At 75.3% G+C, this 17,387-nt stretch carries 10 protein-coding genes; 5 read left to right on the forward strand and 5 right to left on the reverse strand.

Going from position 1 to position 17,387, the window contains the following annotated elements; all coding sequences use genetic code 11:
• Positions 1–24 precede the first annotated feature (24 nt).
• The 4 genes from GCU56_RS00975 (at position 25) to GCU56_RS00990 (ending at position 10,053) form a co-directional block, all read left to right on the forward strand.
• Positions 25–1,404, forward strand: coding sequence for an FAD-dependent oxidoreductase (locus GCU56_RS00975; RefSeq protein WP_163479634.1), 1,380 nt, complete (start codon positions 25–27; stop codon positions 1,402–1,404).
• Between the two features lie 239 nt (positions 1,405–1,643).
• Positions 1,644–2,459, forward strand: a complete 816-nt coding sequence (gene fabG, locus GCU56_RS00980; RefSeq protein ID WP_163479635.1) for a 3-oxoacyl-ACP reductase FabG — start codon at positions 1,644–1,646, stop codon at positions 2,457–2,459.
• A gap of 88 nt (positions 2,460–2,547) precedes the next feature.
• Positions 2,548–8,061 carry an ATP-binding protein gene (locus GCU56_RS24950; RefSeq protein ID WP_163479636.1) on the forward strand — a complete coding sequence of 1,838 codons (5,514 nt, stop codon included), beginning with the start codon at positions 2,548–2,550 and terminating at the stop codon, positions 8,059–8,061.
• A gap of 33 nt (positions 8,062–8,094) precedes the next feature.
• Positions 8,095–10,053: a 3-oxoacyl-ACP synthase III family protein gene (locus GCU56_RS00990; protein ID WP_163479637.1), complete on the forward strand. Its 1,959-nt coding sequence runs from the start codon at positions 8,095–8,097 to the stop codon at positions 10,051–10,053.
• A 9-nt stretch (positions 10,054–10,062) separates the two neighbouring features.
• Here the strand turns inward: GCU56_RS00990 and GCU56_RS00995 are convergent, their stop codons facing one another.
• Positions 10,063–11,433, reverse strand: a complete 1,371-nt coding sequence (locus GCU56_RS00995) for a sensor histidine kinase (RefSeq protein WP_163479638.1) — start codon at positions 11,431–11,433, stop codon at positions 10,063–10,065.
• 79 nt (positions 11,434–11,512) lie between these two features.
• Between GCU56_RS00995 and GCU56_RS01000 the strand changes: the two genes are divergently transcribed.
• On the forward strand, positions 11,513–12,382 hold the full coding sequence (locus GCU56_RS01000) for a tryptophan 2,3-dioxygenase (protein ID WP_345771565.1): 870 nt from the start codon (positions 11,513–11,515) through the stop codon (positions 12,380–12,382).
• Positions 12,383–12,439: 57 nt separating this feature from the next.
• On the opposite strand, the gene GCU56_RS01005 is transcribed toward GCU56_RS01000, so the two are convergent.
• From GCU56_RS01005 to GCU56_RS01020, 4 genes are all read right to left on the reverse strand, one after another.
• Entirely contained in the window at positions 12,440–12,709 is a 270-nt protein-coding gene (locus GCU56_RS01005; protein WP_163479640.1) for a hypothetical protein, read from the reverse strand.
• Positions 12,710–12,815: 106 nt separating this feature from the next.
• Positions 12,816–13,784, reverse strand: coding sequence for an NAD-dependent epimerase/dehydratase family protein (locus GCU56_RS01010; protein ID WP_163479641.1), 969 nt, complete (start codon positions 13,782–13,784; stop codon positions 12,816–12,818).
• Complete coding sequence (locus GCU56_RS01015; RefSeq protein ID WP_345771566.1) at positions 13,781–16,363, reverse strand: alpha/beta fold hydrolase; 2,583 nt, start codon at positions 16,361–16,363, stop codon at positions 13,781–13,783. The genes GCU56_RS01010 and GCU56_RS01015 overlap by 4 nt, the downstream gene beginning before the upstream one ends.
• Positions 16,360–17,385 carry a 3-oxoacyl-ACP synthase III gene (locus tag GCU56_RS01020; RefSeq protein WP_163479642.1) on the reverse strand — a complete coding sequence of 342 codons (1,026 nt, stop codon included), beginning with the start codon at positions 17,383–17,385 and terminating at the stop codon, positions 16,360–16,362. Before GCU56_RS01020 ends, GCU56_RS01015 begins: the two co-directional genes overlap by 4 nt.
• Positions 17,386–17,387 lie beyond the last annotated feature (2 nt).

The following is a 17,387-nucleotide window of genomic DNA, read 5'->3' on the forward strand; positions in this document are numbered from 1 at the left end:
TCCCACCGACCGAGGGAGGACACCATGTCCGAGCACACCGACTCCGCGATCGTCGTCGGGGCCAGCATCGGGGGGCTCCTGGCCGCCCGGGTGCTCAGCGTCACGCACGCCCGGGTGACCGTCGTGGAACGCGACGTCCTGGCCGACGGCGCCGTCCACCGGCGAGGGGTGCCGCAGAGCCGGCACGCGCACGGGCTGCTCGCCCGTGGCCGCGAGGCCCTGGAGGAGCTCTTCCCGGGGCTGACCGCCGAGCTGACCGCACTGGGCGTGCCCGCCGCCGACCTGCAGTCGGGGTTCCGCTGGGTGAACGCCGGCCGGCTGCTGTGCCAGGCGCCGTCGGGCCTCGTCGGTCTCGGCGTCAGCCGGGCCCTGCTGGAGTCCCGCGTCCGGGCCCGTGTCCGGGCCCTGCTCGGGGTCGGCATCGCCGACGGCTGCGCCGCCACCGGGCTCGCCGTCTCCGCCGACGGCCGCCGGGTGACCGGGCTCCGGGTGGTGCGCGCGGGCGGTGCGGCGGAGGTGCTCGGGGCCGACCTGGTCGTCGACGCCACCGGACGGGGATCCCGCGCCCCGTCCTGGCTGGAGTCCCTCGGCTACCCGGCGCCGGAGGTCGACGAGGTGCCGATCGGGCTCGCCTACGCCTCCCGCGCCTACCGGCGCGACGCCTCCGGCCCGGACGGCGCCGCGATCGCCGGCACGCCGGCGGACCCGCGCGGAGGGGTGATGATCGCCCAGGAGGACGACCGCTGGATCGTGTCCGTCGGGGGCATCCTGGGCGACGCCGCGCCGCTGGACCACGCGGGCTTCACCGCCTTCACCGCGACGCTGCCCTCTCCGCTGATCCACGAGGTCGTCCGGGACGCCGAACCGCTGGGCGACGCGGTGCGGTTCCGCTTCCCGGCCAGTTCGCGCCGCCGGTACGAGCGGCTGGGCCGTTTCCCGGAGGGGTTCCTGGTGATGGGGGACGCCGTCGCCAGCTTCGACCCGGTCTACGGGCAGGGCATGAGCGTCGCGGCCGTCGAGGCGCTCGCGCTGCGCCGCTGCCTGGACCGGGGGACCGAGGATCTGGCCCACCGGTTCTTCCGGGCCGCCGCCACCGTCATCGACTCGCCGTGGCGAATCGCCGTGGGTGGCGACCTGCGGTTCCCCGGCGTCCCGGGACCGCGGACGCGTTCGGTCCGCGCGGTCAACGCGTACCTGGAACGGCTGCACGTCGCGGCCGAGCACGACCCCGCCGTCGGCCGGGCGTTCCTCCGCGTGGTCAGCCTGCTCGACCCACCGCAGCGGCTGTTCGCCCCCGGGACGGCGCTGCGGGTCATGCGCGGGACCCGCAGCGCGGCCCTGACCGGGGGGTCCCCGGTGCGGCACGCCGCGCCGGCGCTCCCCGGGACGGGCGGAGCGCGCTGAGAGCCGGACCGATCGGCCCGGGGGGCGTCCGACGACCGCCGGCCCGGCGCGTGCCGCGAAACGGCGACACGCCCGGGCCGGTGGTCGTGTGGTCCCCGCCACAGTTCAGGCTGCATTGACGTCGCCGACGTGCTCAGATCAAGCTGCCGCGTACCCACCCGTTGCCGTCGCCACCTGCGTGACCGGCCCCGGGCGGGGACGGGCAGCGGCACCCGAGCTCCGAGATCGAGGAGAAGTCGATGACAGCGACCCAGGCCCACACCGGCACGACGGGTGAGAAGCTCCTCGGCCGGGTGGCCTTCGTGACCGGCGGCACCCGCGGCATCGGGGCGGCGATCTGCCGCAGCCTCGGCTCCCAGGGTGCCGACGTGGCCGCCGGCTACAGCGGGAACCAGCAGGCGGCCGAGGCCTTCTGCAGCGACTTCTCGCAGGCCTTCCCGGGCCGCAAGGTCAGCGTGCACCGGGGGGACATCGGCTCGCCCGACGACTGCCGCCGGTCCGTCGCCGAGGTGATCGAGGAGCACGGCCGGCTCGACATCCTCGTCAACAACGCCGGGATCACCGCCGACCGGACCGTGCTCAAGATGACCGACGACGACTGGCGCCGGGTCATCGACGTCAACCTGTCCGGGGCGTTCTACCTGTCCCAGGCGGCGCTGACGCACATGCTCGAGCGGGGCAGCGGGCGGATCGTGATGATCTCCTCGGTCATCGGCGAGACCGGTGGCATCGGCCAGGTGAACTACGCGTCGGCCAAGTCGGGCCTGTTCGGCCTGACCAAGACGCTCGCCCGCGAGGCGGCGATGCAGGTGCAGCGTGCCGGCAAGAGCGACGGCATCGGGGTCACCGTCAACGCGGTCACCCCGGGCTACACCGCGACCGAGATGCTCGACACGGTGCCGCAGAAGGTCCTGGACGCCCTCCGCGCGAAGATCCCGCTGGGCCGGCTGGGGAACCCCGAGGAGATCGCCCGCGTGGTGCACTTCCTCTCCGCCGACGCGTCCTCCTACATCACCGGCCAGGTCTGGGGCGTCAACGGCGGACTGGACATGTAGGTCCCGGCCCGCAGGTCCAGACCTCCAGCCGCACGCCCCGGGCCCGCCACCGTCGGCGGGCCCGGTCCACGAACCGAGAGGTGCACCGGTGTTCAGCCGAATCGTCGTCGTCAACCGGGGCGAACCCGCCATGCGCCTGATCCGGGCGGTGCGCGAACTGGACGCCGAGCACGGCACCACGACCCGCGTCATCGCCCTGCACACCGAGTCCGAGCGCCGGGCGACGTTCGTGCGCGCCGCCGACGAGGCCGTCGTGCTCCGGGAGACCGGCGCGGGCAACCCCTACCTCGACCACGCCGAGCTCGGCCGGGCACTGCGGGCCGCGCGCGCCGACGCCGCGTGGGTCGGGTGGGGGTTCGTGGCCGAGGACCCGGCCTTCGCCGAGCTGTGCGCGGAGCTCGGGGTGGTCTTCATCGGCCCCTCGCCCGAGGCCATGCGGCTGCTGGGCGACAAGGTCGAGGCCAAGGTCCTCGCCGAGGCCAACGGGGTGCCCGTCGCCCCGTGGAGCCGCGGCCCGGTGGAGGGCCTGGACGACGGCCGCCGGCACGCCGCCGCGATCGGCTACCCGCTCATCGTCAAGGCCCGCAGCGGTGGCGGCGGCCGCGGCATCCGCGTCGTCCGGTCGGAGGAGGAACTCGAGGAGGCCCTCACCCGCACCCAGGTCGAGGCGCAGCGGACCTTCGGCGACCCCGTCGTCTTCATGGAGCGGCTGGTCGAGGGCGGCCGGCACGTCGAGGTGCAGATCGTCGCCGACGCCCACGGCGGCGTGTGGGCGCCCGGCGTCCGCGACTGCTCGGTGCAGCGGCGCAACCAGAAGGTCCTGGAGGAGTCCAGCTCCCCGGCGCTGCGGCCCGAGCAGGCCGCGGCGCTGCGCGAGTCCTCGATCGCCCTCGTGCGGGCCGCCGGGTACGTCGGCGCCGGCACCGTCGAGTTCCTGTACCAGCCGGCCGAGGAGTCGTTCACCTTCCTCGAGGTCAACACCCGGCTGCAGGTCGAGCACCCGGTGACCGAGGAGACGACCGGCCTGGACATCGTGAAGCTGCAGCTCCAGGTGGCCGCGGGCGAGCGCCTGGTCGGTGACCCGCCGCCGGAGCAGGGGCACGCGGTGGAGGCCCGGCTCACCGCCGAGGACGCCGAGGCCGGCTTCGCGCCCGCGCCGGGGCAGGTCGAGCTGCTCCGGCTGCCGACCGGACCGGGCGTGCGGGTGGACACGGGCATGGGCGTCGGCGACGTCATCCCGCCCGCCTACGACTCCATGGTCGCCAAGGTCATCGCCTGGGGCCGGGACCGTCCCGAGGCGCTGGCCCGGCTCCGGGTGGCCCTGCGCGAGACGACCGTCGTCCTGCGCGGCGGCACCACGACGAAGTCCTTCCTGCTCGACCTCCTGGACCGCCCCGAGGTCGTCTCCGGCACCGCGGACACCGGCTGGCTGGACCGCACCGGGACCGCCGCCGCGGCCGTGCCGGTGGGCTCGGCGTGGGCGGCGCTGGCGCAGGTGGCCATCGACGTCTCCGACGCCGAGGAGGCGTGGGAGCGGGCGGCCTTCCTCGCCTCGGCTCGGGGCGGGCGGCCGCGCGCGCCGCACGAGGTCGGCCGCGCCGTGGACCTCGGGTACCGCGGTCAGGTCTACCGGCTCACCGTCGCCCGGCTGGGCGGCGACCGCTACCGGGTGGGCCTCGACGGCCGGCACGTGGACGTCGAGGTGGACCGCCTGGGCCCGCTGGAGAGCCGGCTGACCGTCGGTGGCCGGCGGTTCTCGATCGTGGCGGTGACCGCACCGGGCTCGCACCTGGTCGAGGTCGACGGCGTCACCCACCGGGTCGGCCGCGACGCCGGCGGCACGGTGCGCGCGCCGGCGCCCGCGGTCGTCGTCGCCGTCCGCGTGAAGGCGGGGGAGGACGTCGAGGCCGGCCAGACGGTCGCCGTCGTGGAGAGCATGAAGATGGAGACCGCGGTGCGCGCGCCCTTCGCCGGGCGGGTGCGCGAGGTGATCGCCGCGGTGAACGCGCAGGTGGACGCGGGTGCGGCGCTGCTCAGCCTGGACCGCGCCACGGACGACGCCGCGGAGACCCCCGGTGAGCGGGTGACCTTCCCCGACGAGGACGGCACGGCCGGGGCGGCCGAGCCGCGGGAGCGGGCGCTGGCCCTGCTCGACGGACTGCGGGCCCTGATCACCGGCTACGACGTCAGCGCGGCGCACGCCCGCGCCCTGGTCGAGGAGTACGGCCGCGTCCGCGGCGAGCTCCCGGTCGAGGACCCGGAGCAGCTGCACCACGAGCTCGAGGTGCTCACCACGTTCGCCGACCTCGCCGAGCTGTCCCGCAACCGCCCGGCCAGCGAGGAGGAGGAGGCCGACCAGCAGGTCCACAGCCCGCGCGAGTACTTCCACGCCTACCTGCACTCCCTGGACGTCGAGCGGGAGGGGCTGCCGGAGAGCTTCCGCGGCCGGCTGAGCCGGGCGCTGCGGCACTACGGCGTCGACGGCGCCGGCGTGGAGGACCTCGAGCCCTCGCCGGCGCTCCAGGCGGCGGTGCACCGGGTGTTCCTCGCCCAGCAGCGGATCGGTGACCAGCTGCCCGCCGTCCTGGCGCTGCTCGACCGCTGGCTGACCGCCCAGGCGCTGCCGCCGGACCCGCTGCGGTCGGAGATGGGCGAGGTGCTCGACCGGCTGGTCGTCGCCACCCAACTGCGCTACCCCTCCGTCGGCGACCTGGCCCGGGCCGTCCGGTTCCGGCACTTCGAGGAACCCGTGGTGCGGCAGGCGCGGCAGGAGGTGATCGAGGAGGCCGACCGGCTGCTCGGCGGCCTGCAGGAGGGCGGCACCGGCGGCGACCTCGACCGCATCGAGGCACTGGTCGCCAGCCCCGAGCCGCTCATCAGGCTGCTCGCCCAGCGGTTCGGGCGGGAGACGACCGTCCCGGACCCGGTGCTGGAGGTGCTGACCCGCCGGTACTACCGCAGCCGTGACCTGGAGGGTCTGCGGTCCTTCCTCGTGGACGGGCTGTCGTGCGTGGCCGCCGACTACGACCTCGCCGGTTCCCGGCTGCACCTGCTCGCGGTCATGCTCGAGCGCCGGGACCTGCCCGGGGCGCTGGAGGCGCTGGCGGCCACGGTGGCCGACGTCGCCGACCCGTCGAACCTCGTGGTCGACCTCTACCTGTCCTGGCCCGACCGCCCCGCCGACACCGACGCCGTCTCCGACGAGCTGCGCGACCTGCTGGGCTCGGCGCCGCCGCTGTGCGCCGGTCGGCGCATCACGGTGAGCGTCTGCACGCCCGACGGGGAGGTCGAGACGCTCACCTTCCGCCCGGCCCCCGAGGGCGCCGAGACCGCGCTGGCCGAGGAGCGCATCATCCGCGGCCTGCACCCGCTGACCGCCCAGCGACTGAACCTGTGGCGGCTGAAGAACTTCGACGGCGTGCGGCTGCCCTCGCCCGAGGACACCTTCCTGCTGCACGTCCGGGCCAAGGAGAACCCGAACGACGAGCGGCTGATCGCGATGGCCGAGGTGCGGGACGTGACGCCGGTGCGCGACCCGTCCGGCGAGGTCGTCGGCTTCCCGACGTTCGAGCGGCAGCTGACCGCCTGCCTCGAGGGCCTGCGGCAGGCCCAGGCGCAGCGGCCCTCACGCCGGCGGCTGGAGCACAACCGGATCTTCCTCTACGCCTGGCCGTCCATCGAGGTGCCGCTGTCCCAGCTGGCGGGCTTCGCCGCGGCCGCGGCGCCGCTGACCGTCGGTGCGGGGCTCGAGGAGGTCGTGCTGCTGGCGCGGCTGCAGGAGCAGGAGGGCCGGCCGCCGCGGGAGGTGGCGCTGCGTTTCGGTCACCAGCCGGGCACCGGCGTGCAGATGCGGGTCACCGACCGTCCCACCGAGCCCATGCGGCCGCTGGACGCCTACACCGACAAGGTGCTGCGCTCCCGCGCCCGGGGGACCGTGTACCCGTACGAGCTCGCCGCCCTCCTGGCCGGGCCGCGCGGCACCTTCGTCGAGCACGACCTCGACGACCAGTCCCGTCTCGTGCCGGTGGACCGCGCACCGGGGAACAACGAGGCGGGTCTGGTCGCGGGTGTGGTGAGCACGCCGACCGAGCGCTATCCGGAGGGCGTCACCCGCGTGGTGCTCATGGGCGACCCGACCAAGCAGCTGGGCACCGTCTCCGAGCCCGAGTGCGCCCGCGTCGTCGCCGCCCTCGACCTCGCCGAGCAGCTCGGCGTCCCGCTCGAGTGGTTCGCCCTGTCCTCCGGCGCGCGGATCTCGATGGACAGCGGCACGGAGAACATGGACTGGGTGTCCCGGGCGCTGCGCCGGATCATCGAGTTCACCCAGGCCGGTGGCGAGATCAACGTCGTCGTCGCCGGGATCAACGTGGGCGCCCAGCCGTACTGGAACGCCGAGGCGACGATGCTCATGCACACCAAGGGCATCCTGGTGATGACGCCGGACAGCGCGATGGTGCTGACCGGCAAGCACTCCCTGGACTACTCCGGTGGCGTGTCGGCGGAGGACAACTTCGGGATCGGCGGCTACGACCGCGTCATGGGTCCCAACGGCCAGGCGCAGTACTGGGCACCCAACCTCACCGCCGCCTACGACCTGCTGTTCCAGTACTACGACCACGCCTACCGGGCGCCGGGGGAGCGGTGGGCCCGGCCGGCGCCCACCGACGACCCGCGGGAGCGCGACGTGAGGGACTTCCCGCACGTCCACCCGGCGAGCGACTTCACCACCGTCGGCGACATCTTCTCGGCCGAGACCAACCCGGACCGGAAGAAGGCGTTCGACATCCGCACGGTGATGCGTGCCGTCGCCGACGCCGACCACCCGCCGCTGGAGCGGTGGGCCGGCATGGCCGACGCCGACACCTCCGTCGTCATGGACGCGCACCTCGGCGGGCACCCGGTGACCCTGCTGGGCATCGAGTCCCGCCCGATCCCGCGCCGCGGCGCCTACCCCGCCGACGGACCGGACCAGTGGACGGCCGGGACGCTGTTCCCGAGGTCGTCGAAGAAGACCGCCCGGGCGATCAACGCGACCAGCGGCAACCGGCCGCTGGTGGTGCTGGCGAACCTGTCCGGCTTCGACGGCTCCCCGGAGTCGCTGCGCAACATGCAGCTGGAGTACGGCGCGGAGATCGGCCGGGCGATGGTCAACTTCCAGGGCCCGATCGTCTTCTGCGTGGTGTCCCGCTACCACGGCGGTGCCTTCGTGGTGTTCTCCGGCGTCCTCAACGAGAGCATCGAGGTGCTGGCGGTCGAGGGCTCCTACGCCTCGGTCCTCGGGGGGGCGCCCGCCGCCGCGGTGGTCTTCACCCGGGACGTCGACCAGCGCACCGCCAAGGACCCCCGCGTCCAGCAGCTCGAGGCGGCCGCCGCCGCCGCCGAGGGCGTCGAGGCCGCGCACCTGCGGGTCGAGCTGGCCGCGCTGCGCACGGCCGTCCGGTCCGAGAAGCTCGGTGAGGTCGCCGCCGAGTTCGAGGCGATCCACGACATCGAGCGGGCCCGGCGGATGGGGTCCGTGCACGCGATCATCCCCGCCGCCGAGCTCCGTCCCCGGCTGATCGACGCCGTGGAGCGGGGGATGGCGCGCACCGACCGGACCTGATCCCGTCCCAGCCCAGGACCCGAAAGGACCAGCATGAACGCGTTCGTCCTGAACCGGCACGGCCGGATGGTGTTCCCCGAGAACGTCATCCCGGAGCTGGACTTCTCGGCCATCGAGACGCTGGAGCAGCTCGACAGCGTCATCCGCCGCGACTTCGAGACCAAGGCCCCCAGCGGCACCGACATCCTGGAGCGGGTCCGCACCGGCTCCTACGACAACCGCTACACCCTGATGCGCGACCTGGCCCTCAACCTGTTCTGGGCCAACCGGTTCTCCATCACCATGTACGACAAGCGGCCGACCCGCTGGGGCGACGTGCCGCGGACCCGGTCCGACGTGTTCATGCCCGTCGTCGGACCGTGGGAGGAGGGGGAGACCAAGGTCGCCGCCGTCGAGGCGGCCTACCCGACGCTCCCGGCCCGGTGGGACGCCGACGTCGAGGACCGCATCTTCGGCGTCCTGTTCGACGTCTTCGGTCACCGCAAGCACCACGCGACGACGCTGCCGGCGCTCAAGCCGACCGTCGCGGAGTTCCTCGAGCGCTCCGAGGGCCTGACCTTCAGGCTGCCCGACTACGACCCGGACTACCCGGTGTACGACTACACCGACATCCTCGACGTCTCCGAGGACGTGCCGGAGCTGGAGGCGCTGCACCGCTGGGCGATGGTGCTGCACAACCAGTACCCGTGGGACCGGGCGAAGGTGGAGCTGGTCGAGGCCTCCCAGCTGCGCGACGACGACTTCGTGGTGCCCTTCCACCCGCGTGACGCGCAGGTCCGGGCGTTCCTGCGGCGGCTGCAGAGCGGCGCGCCCACCCGGTCGGCCGCGCCGCCGCGGGAGTCCCGCCAGCCGGTGCGGCCGTTCCCCGAGATCGACGTCCGGCGGCAGTTCACGGTCATGCCGCGGATCGAGGCCCTCACCGCGGTGCACGGCGACCAGGTGTGCAGCAACGACGACCTGATCCGCAACACCGCCTACAACTGGTCGCCCATGAGCGCCGACGAGATCCGCACGAAGACCGGGATCGAGGAGCGCAAGTACAGCTCGCTGCCGTTGGAGGAGCTGGCCCTGCGGGCCGCGGAGGCCGCGCTGGACAAGGCCGGCCGTGGGCCCGAGGAGATCGGCGGGGTGCTGGTGTGCACCTGCACCAGCTCGCGGCTGATCCCCTCGGTGGCCACCTACCTGTGCGGCCAGCTCGGGATCTACCAGACCCACGCCGCCTACGACATCATCGCCGCCTGCGCGGGCATGCCCTACGGCCTGGCCGAGGCCACCCGCATCCTGCAGGAGGTCCGGCGGCCGGTGCTGGTGGTCTGCGTGGAGAAGTTCTCCGACAAGATCGGCAACGTCCGGACCTCGCGGATGATCTTCGGGGACGGCGCGGCCGCGGTGGTCGTCGGGGAGGCGCCCGAGGGCACCGAACCCGACATCGACTTCCTGCAGACCTACGCCAGCGGCCCGGCGAGCGAGGTGAACTCGATCATCTGGCCCAACCCGGAGTTCGACAACAACATCACCGTGTTCGGCCCGCAGGTGAAGGCGCTGGCCGGCCGCTACCTCGCCCAGATGATCGAGGAGCTCGGGGCGCTGCCCCATCCCGACGGCGGGTCGGGCACCCTGCTGGACGCGGTCGAGCTGATCGTGCCGCACCAGGCCAACAAGACGATGGTCACCCAGCTGGCCGAGCGCGCCGGGCTGAGCCCCGACCGGCTCTACTTCAACATCGAGCGGGTGGGCAACGCGTCGGCGGCGAGCATCCCGCTGGCCATCCACGACGCGGTGCGCGACGGGGTCATCGCCCGACCGCAGCGGATCTTCGCGCCCGGGTTCGGGGCCGGCGCCGTGGCCGGGTACGCCGTCATGCGGATCGACCCGGCGGTCGTGGCGATCCAGGCCCCGCCGTCGGCCGGCCGGGACCCCCAGCAGCACGCCGACGGGGGTGTCCCCGACCGGTCCACCGTCTCCGACGACATGCAGCAGGCCTTCACCTGAGCCGGGGGGTCAGGGCAGCCGCACGCGCAGCACCGTCTCGCCGGGCCGGAGGTCGATGGAGATCTCGCCGCGGTGCCGGGCGACGATGCGGCGCGCCATGTCCAGGCCCAGGCCGGTGCCCTCGCCGACGCCCTTGGTGGTGAAGAAGGGGTCGAAGGCGTGCTCCCGGGTCTCCGGGGACATGCCCGGCCCGGTGTCGCCGATCTCCACCAGCACGCCGCGCCCGTCCCGTCGGGAGCAGACCCGGAGGGTGCCCTGCCCGGCCATCGCGTCCAGCGCGTTGTCGACCAGGTTGGTCCACACCTGGTTGAGCTCGCCCGCCGCCGCCTGGATGGGGGGCACGTCGGGACCGTGGTCGCGCACGACGCGCACGCCCGGCGGGATGCGGGCGGCGAGCATCACCAGCGTGCTCTCCAGCCCCTCGACGACGTCGGTCCGCTGCATCGAGGCCCGGTCGAGCTGGGAGTAGGACTTCACCGCCGCCACGAGTTCGGAGACCCGCCTGGTGGACTCGCGGACCTCGGCGAGCAGCGCCGTCGCCGACAGCGTGCTGGCCACCCACGCGAACGCCGGGTCGAGCGCGTCGCGGCCCAGCGCCGCGGCCACCCGGTCGCACCAGGCGGGGTCGGCGCCCCCGGCGGCCAGGGCGGGCGCGAGGAGCCAGTCGCGGGGGACGTCGTGGTCGGCCAGCCAGGCCGCCAGCGCGTCCTCGCGGTCGGCCACCGCCATCGGGTCCCCGGCCGGTGCGGGCTCGAGCTCCCGGCGGAGCCCGTCGAGGGCGGTGAACCCGTCGGGGCTGATGGCCGCGGTCACCAGCTCGCCGACGGAGGAGAACAGCACCTCGCACTCCGTGCCCAGGGCGTCGGCCGACCGCGCCGCCGCCGCGGCGGGGTTGTTCAGCTCGTGCGCCAGCCCCGCCGCCAGCGTGCCCAGGGAGGCCAGTGCCTCCTTCTGCCGGGCCACGCTCTCGAAGTTGCGCGCCGTCCGGACCAGGCCCTCGATCACGTGGACGCCGAAGGGGAACCAGCTGGTCGACCACGCGCGCAGCGCCGGTGCCGCCACCCGGAAGGCCCGGCCCCGGGTCGCCGCGCGCCCGGTGGCCAGGTACACCCCGTGCTCGTCCCACGCCCGGAAGCCGCCGGCCCACCGGCCGGGCACGTCCATCGCGCCGAGCACCGTCTCCTCGTGGCCCAGGTGCCGGACGAGGTCGATGCGGCCCTCCAGCAGGACCCACCACGAGTCGGCGGGGCGGCCCTCGCGGAACAGCTCGTCGCCCGGCGCGAAGGTCAGCTCGGTGCCCAGCGAGCACAGCTCGCCCAGCTGGTCGTCGCCGGTCCCGTCGAAGAGGACGAGGGGACGCAGCTCTCCGACGTCGGTCATGCCGGACGGTACCGCCGCGTCCCGGGAGGCGGGACCGCCTCGCCCCCGGCCCCGCGGACGGCGCGCTACCTTCGCGGCCGTGGCAGCGTCGGAGCAGGAACCGCGCCGGTCGGTCCGGCCGCTCGAGGACTCGATCCGGACCGACCTCGGCCAGGGCCTGAGCTACGCCGCCTACCTCGACCTCGAGCGGCTGCTGGCCGCCCAGCACCCGCGCAGCCGTCCCGAGCACCACGACGAGCTGCTGTTCATCGTCCAGCACCAGACCAGCGAGCTCTGGCTGAAACTGGTCCTGCACGAGCTGCGGGCCGCCCGCCGGTACCTGTCCGACGACGACCTGGGGCCGGCGCTGAAGTGCCTGGCGCGGGTGAAGCACGTGGCGCGGACCCTCACCGAGCAGTGGTCGGTGCTGGCGACGCTGACCCCGCGGGAGTACGCCCAGTTCCGCGGCTCGCTGGGCACGGCGTCGGGGTTCCAGTCCGCCCAGTACCGGGCCGTGGAGTTCGTCCTCGGGAACAAGGACCGCGCCCTGCTGCGGGTGTTCGCCGGCGACCCCGCGGCCGCCGCGATGCTCACCGGGCTGCTCGAGGAGCCGACCCTCTACGACGAGTTCCTCCGGCTCCTGGCCCGGCTGGGCTTCGCCGTCCCGCCCGCCGTCCTGGGGCGGGACGTCCGCGAGGCGTGGACGTTCCAGCCGGACCTGGTGCCGGTGTTCCGGGAGATCTACGAGTCGGCCGAGACGCCGTGGGGGGTGTACGAGGCCTGCGAGAGCCTGGTCGACATCGAGGACGACATCCAGTTCTGGCGGTTCCGCCACCTCCGCACCGTGCAGCGGACGATCGGGTTCAAGACCGGCACCGGCGGCTCCTCCGGGGTGGGCTTCCTGCGGCGTGCCCTCGACCTCACGTTCTTCCCGGAGCTGTACGCCGTCCGCACCGAGATCGGCAGCTGAGCGGCCGCCGGTGGCCCGCCAGCGGGGCCGGCCGGGCCGGCCCCGCTGGCGAGGAGCTCAGTCGCCGGTGCGGGTGACCCCGAACATCAGCACCCGCCGGCCGACGTCGTAGTGCACGGTCTTGGTGTTGGCGAGCAGGTCCTGCAGGTTGTCCGCGTCGTCCGGGTCCAGCGTGAGGACCTCCTCCCAGGCGCCCTGGTCGAGGACCAGCTGCAGCGTGTAGGTGCCCGGCTTGCCGGGCTCGCCGGCGGTCCAGCTGAACTGGTAGTGGCTGAGCTGGCGGACCTGGATCGAGTTGTCGGTGACCGGCTGCGGGACGTCGGGCATGTCGTCTCCCTCTTCTCGGATCGGGACCCGGCGCTGTGACGCCGGCCACCACGCCCCTACCCCGGCCGTGCGCCGCGGACTCACCGGCGCGCCGGGCGGATCGTCCTCAGGCGGTGGCGTACCAGGCGGCGAGGCGGGCGAAGCCCTCGTCCAGGCCCACCTGCGGTGCCCAACCCAGCGCCGCGCGGGTGCGCCGCTGGTCGAACCAGTGCGCGGTCGACAGCTGCTCGGCGAGGAAGCGGGTCATCGGCGGCGTGGCCCGCCGCCGGAGGAGCGCCCACACCCCCTCGACGGCGGCACCGGCGACCCATGCCGCGGCGACCGGCACCCGGCCGCGCGGGCCCGGCACCCCGGCGGCGGCGCACAGCCGGGCGAGGACCTCCCCGACCGGGCGCGGCTGGCCGTTGGAGACCACCAGCGGCTCGCCGTGCACCGGCCCGCAGGCGTCGACAGCGGCGACGAGGGCGGCCGCCGCGTTGTCGACGTAGGTGGTGTCGATGAGCGCGGCGCCCGAACCCAGGACCGGCAACCGGCCGGCGCGGGCACGGGCGACGATCCGCTCGACCAGCTGGGTGTCCCCGGGCCCCCACACCAGGTGCGGCCGGATCGCCAGCACGGCCAGGCCGGGGGAGTCCGCGGCCAGTGCCAGGCGCTCGGCCTCGGCCTTGGACCGCGCGTAGTGCCCCCGGGCGCGCGCCGGGTCGGCCGGGTCGGCCCCGGCTCCGGCCAGGGCCGACCCGGCGTGCGCCACCGACGGGGAGGAGACGTGCACCAGCCGGCCGACGTCCCCGGCGCGGCAGCCGGCGACGACGCTGGCGGTGCCCTCGACGTTGGCGCGGGCGTACTCCGCCCACCGGCCGGTGACGTCGACCTTCGCGGCGAGGTGGACGACGGCGTCCTGACCGCGGGCGGCGCGGGCCACGGCCGCGGGGTCGGCGACGTCGGCGAGCACCTCGGCGCAGGGCAGGCCCGCCGGCCGGCGCTGCAGCACGGTCACGTCGTCGCCGCGGTCGATCAGCCGGGCGGCGGTGGCCCGGCCCAGCATCCCGCTGGCCCCGGTGACCAGCACCCTCACCGGCGGGACCGGCGCCGCGACGACCCGAGGGTGCCGCTGCCGGCCAGCGCCCGCGCCACCTGCCGGGCGACCTCCCGGCGGTCCACCTTCGACTGGTGCCGGATGTCCACCGGCAGCGCGCCGGCGACCAGCACCGCCGCGAGCTCCGTCCCGGCCGCGGCCCGGACGGCGTCCGCGAGCTCGGAGGACGCCGGCCGCAGCGCGGCCCGGCGGGCGGGAGCGGAGGAGGGGACGACGACGACCGCCAGCACCTGCGCGCCCGCCGGTCCCACGCCGACGGCCGCCGCCGCCGCCACCCCGGGCAGCCGCTCGACCCGCTGCTCGATGCCGACCGGCGTGACCGGGCCGGCGGCGGTGGCGACGACGTGCGGCAGCCGGCCCTCGATCCACAGCCGGCCGTCGTCGTCGAGGTGGCCGACGTCCCCGGTGCGGTGCCAGCCGGGCGGCCGGGCGGTGGCCCGTTCGGTGGCCCAGAGGGCGTCGTAGCGGTCCTTGACGTGGGCCGCGCGCACGCAGACCTCGCCCGTGCAGCCGGGCTCGTCGGTGAGCGGCCCGTCGGCGGCGCCGTCGGCCGACAGCGGGCTCAGCCGGACCTCCACACCGGGCAGCGGCCGGCCCACGCAGACGCCCTCCCCGTCGCCGGCCGCCTCGATCCCGGCGAGCGACACGTCGGTGACCGGCAGCACCTCGGTCATCCCGTAGGGGGTGTGCGGATCGGCCGCCGGGAGCACCGCGCGCACCGCGCGCAGCAGCGCCGCCGGCACCGGCGCGCCGGCCGACATCAGCAGGCGGACCCCCGCCAGCGGGGCGCGCCGCTCGTCCGGGAGGTCGCCCGCGGTGGTGACCACCCGGCGGAGCGCCGCGGGGGAGGCGAACACCACGGTGGCGCCGACGGCGGCGACCGCGTCGGCGAGTGCCGCGGCGGTGAGCGACCCGGGCGCGGTCACGTCGATGTCAGGGACCGCCGAGGCGATGCCGAGCCCCGGGCCGAGCAGGGCGAACGGCGCGAAGGCCGCCACGAACCGGTCGCCGGCGGTCAGGCCGTAGGTGGACCGCACCAGCTGCAGCTGCGCCAGCGCCTGCCGCTGGGTGTAGACGACCCCCTTGGCCGGGCCGGTGGCGCCGGAGGTGAACAGCACCGCGCAGTCGTCGTCCGGGCCGAGGCCGGCCGGTGCCGGGGCCGACGGGCCGCGCCGCTCCAGGCCGGCCAGGTCGTGCCCGGCGCCCAGCGCGCGCGCCGCGGCCCGGGCGCCCCCGGCGGCGATGCGGGCGCCGGGCAGCCGCATGAGCCGGGCGGCGGTCAGCCCGGGCAGGCCGCCGATCACGTGGTCGGGGGCGGCGCTGCGCAGCGCGCGGCGCATGCCGGCCAGCCCCAGTCCCTTGTCGGCGACGACGATGACCCCGCCGGCGCGCCACACGGCGTAGACCGCGGCGGTCAGGTCGGCCGAGGGCTCCACCAGCAGCGCCACCCGGTGCCCGGGCCGGACGCCGGCGGCCGCGAGCCCCGCGGCGAGGTCCTCGACCCGCCGGGCCAGCGCGGCCCAGCTGACGGTTCCCCCGCCGACCTCGACCACGGCCGGGGAGTCGTCGCCGGCCCGGTCGGCCAGTGCCGACCACAGCCGGCGGCCGTCGTCCACCGCGGAGGGGGCGGGGTCGGCCGGCGCCGCCCGGTCGAGGTCGGCCACCCACTGCCCGACGGCGTCCGCGTACTGCGGTGCGTCCTCGGGCAGCAGGTGCGAGGCGCCCTCGTAGCGGTGCAGCCGGGCCTGCGGCAGCCGCGTCCGCAGGTCGGCCAGGTACCGCTCGCCGAAGACCGGGTCGCGCGGGCCCCACAGCAGCAGCGCCGGGACGTCGAGGGAGCGGATGCCCTCCGCGATGGACTCCTGCACCGGGCGGGACGGGTGGCCGGGCGCGAACGGGATGTCGGCCACGAAGTCCCCGACCGAGCGCCGGCGGGCCGCCGAGCGGTAGGGCGCGGCGAAGGCCCGGCGGACGCCGGCCGGCAGCGGCGGCCAGGACAGCGCGGTCGTCGCCCGGACGAACACCGGTGTGCCGACGGTGACCGCCGCCCGGACGCCGGGGGCGTGGGCCAGCCGGATCAGCGCCGGGCCGAGGTCCCCCTCCGGCATGGCGACCGCGGTGTTGGCCAGCACGATCCCGCGCAGCTGCTCGCGGTGCGCCAGCGCCCAGCCCAGCGAGATCACCCCGCCCCAGTCGTGCCCGACCGTGACCACCGGCCCGGTCAGGCCGAGGGCGGCGGTGAGGTCGCCGAGGTCGTCGACCCGCTGGCGCAGCGTGCGCGCCGCGGACAGCCGCTGGGACCAGCCCATGCCGAGCTGGTCGACCGCGACCACGCGCCAGCCCGGCGGGGCGCCGGCCAGCAGCCGCCGCCACAGGTAGGACCAGGTGGGGTTGCCGTGCACGCACAGCAGCGTGCCCACCGGGTCCGCGGTGCCGGTGTCGAGGACGTGCCAGTCGTGCTCGGCGCCGGTGCGGTCGGCGACGCGCAGGCGGCGGGACCAGGCCGGGTCGAGCCCGGGCAGGTCGGTCGGGACGCCGGGGGTGGGCGCCGCCGTCACCAGGCGATCTCGAGGCAGCAGGCGTTGAGCCCCGAGCCGATGCCCATGAGCAGCACCCGGTCGCCGTCGACGAGGGTGTCGCTGGTGTCGGCGAGGGTGAAGGGCACCGACGCCGGGCCGAGGTTGCCCCGGGTCGGGAAGGTGGTGGGCACCAGGGCCGGGTCGATCTCGAACCGGTCGCACATCGCCCGCGTGTGCACCTTCGACACCTGGTGGACGATGTAGCGGCTCATGCCCCCGGCCCAGTCGAAGTCGGCGCGGGCGTCGGTCCACAGCTGCTCCGACAGCGCCAGCCCGGCGTCGAGCAGGCCCTTGAGGTCGGTGCGCATCATGTCGTTGTCCCCGACGCAGAGCTCGTGGTGCTCGCTGCCGGCGCGGCTGACCGAGCCGACCAGGCGGTGGCCCTCGGGGTGCCGGTCGGCGCGTCCCAGGACCATCGCCACCGCGCCCGAGCCGAGGGTCAGCGTGGCGAACTGGGCCATCACGTCCCGGGACACGGTGTCGGGGGCGGACAGCCGCTCGAGCGTGCGCTCCTGCACCGGGCGGGAGTCCTCGCCGTTGACGACCAGCACGTACTCGGCCATGCCCGAGTCGATCATCGCCGCGCCCAGCTCCATGCCGTTGACGAACCCCAGGCAGGCGTTGGTGACGTCGAAGTTCTGGCAGGAGGGGGGCAGGCCCAGGGCGTGGTGGACGGCGACCGCCGTCGAGGGCTCCAGGTACCGGCGGCTCACCGAGGTGTTGACCATGAGGCCGATGTCGGCGATGTCGACGCCGCTCTCGCTGATCGCCTTGGCCCCCGCCGTCGCCGCCCCGTCGACGAAGGTCGCCCCCTCGGCCCACCAGCGGCGCTCGCGGATGCCGGCCAGCCGCTCCAGCAGGCCCGGGCGCAGGCCCACCCGCTGGTAGGTCTCGGTCAGCCGCTCGTCGAGGGCGGCCGAGGTGATGACCTGCGGGGCGTCGACCGCCTGTACGGCCAGGACCGTCGTGTTCGTGAATCGGTGGGTCGCGTTGCCGCTCATCC

Source organism: Geodermatophilus sabuli, from assembly GCF_010686765.1.
GTDB classification, from domain to species: Bacteria; Actinomycetota; Actinomycetes; order Mycobacteriales; family Geodermatophilaceae; genus Geodermatophilus; species Geodermatophilus sabuli_A.

Excerpts from the sequence above, each read along its gene's own strand:
- GCU56_RS00975 (WP_163479634.1), top strand. The coding sequence starts at position 25 with ATGTCCGAGCACACCGACTCCGCGATCGTCGTCGGGGCCAGCATCGGG.
- fabG (WP_163479635.1), top strand. The coding sequence starts at position 1,644 with ATGACAGCGACCCAGGCCCACACCGGCACGACGGGTGAGAAGCTCCTC.
- GCU56_RS00990 (WP_163479637.1), top strand. The coding sequence starts at position 8,095 with ATGAACGCGTTCGTCCTGAACCGGCACGGCCGGATGGTGTTCCCCGAG.
- GCU56_RS00995 (WP_163479638.1), bottom strand. The coding sequence starts at position 11,433 with ATGACCGACGTCGGAGAGCTGCGTCCCCTCGTCCTCTTCGACGGGACC.
- GCU56_RS01005 (WP_163479640.1), bottom strand. The coding sequence starts at position 12,709 with ATGCCCGACGTCCCGCAGCCGGTCACCGACAACTCGATCCAGGTCCGC.
- GCU56_RS01020 (WP_163479642.1), bottom strand. The coding sequence starts at position 17,385 with ATGAGCGGCAACGCGACCCACCGATTCACGAACACGACGGTCCTGGCC.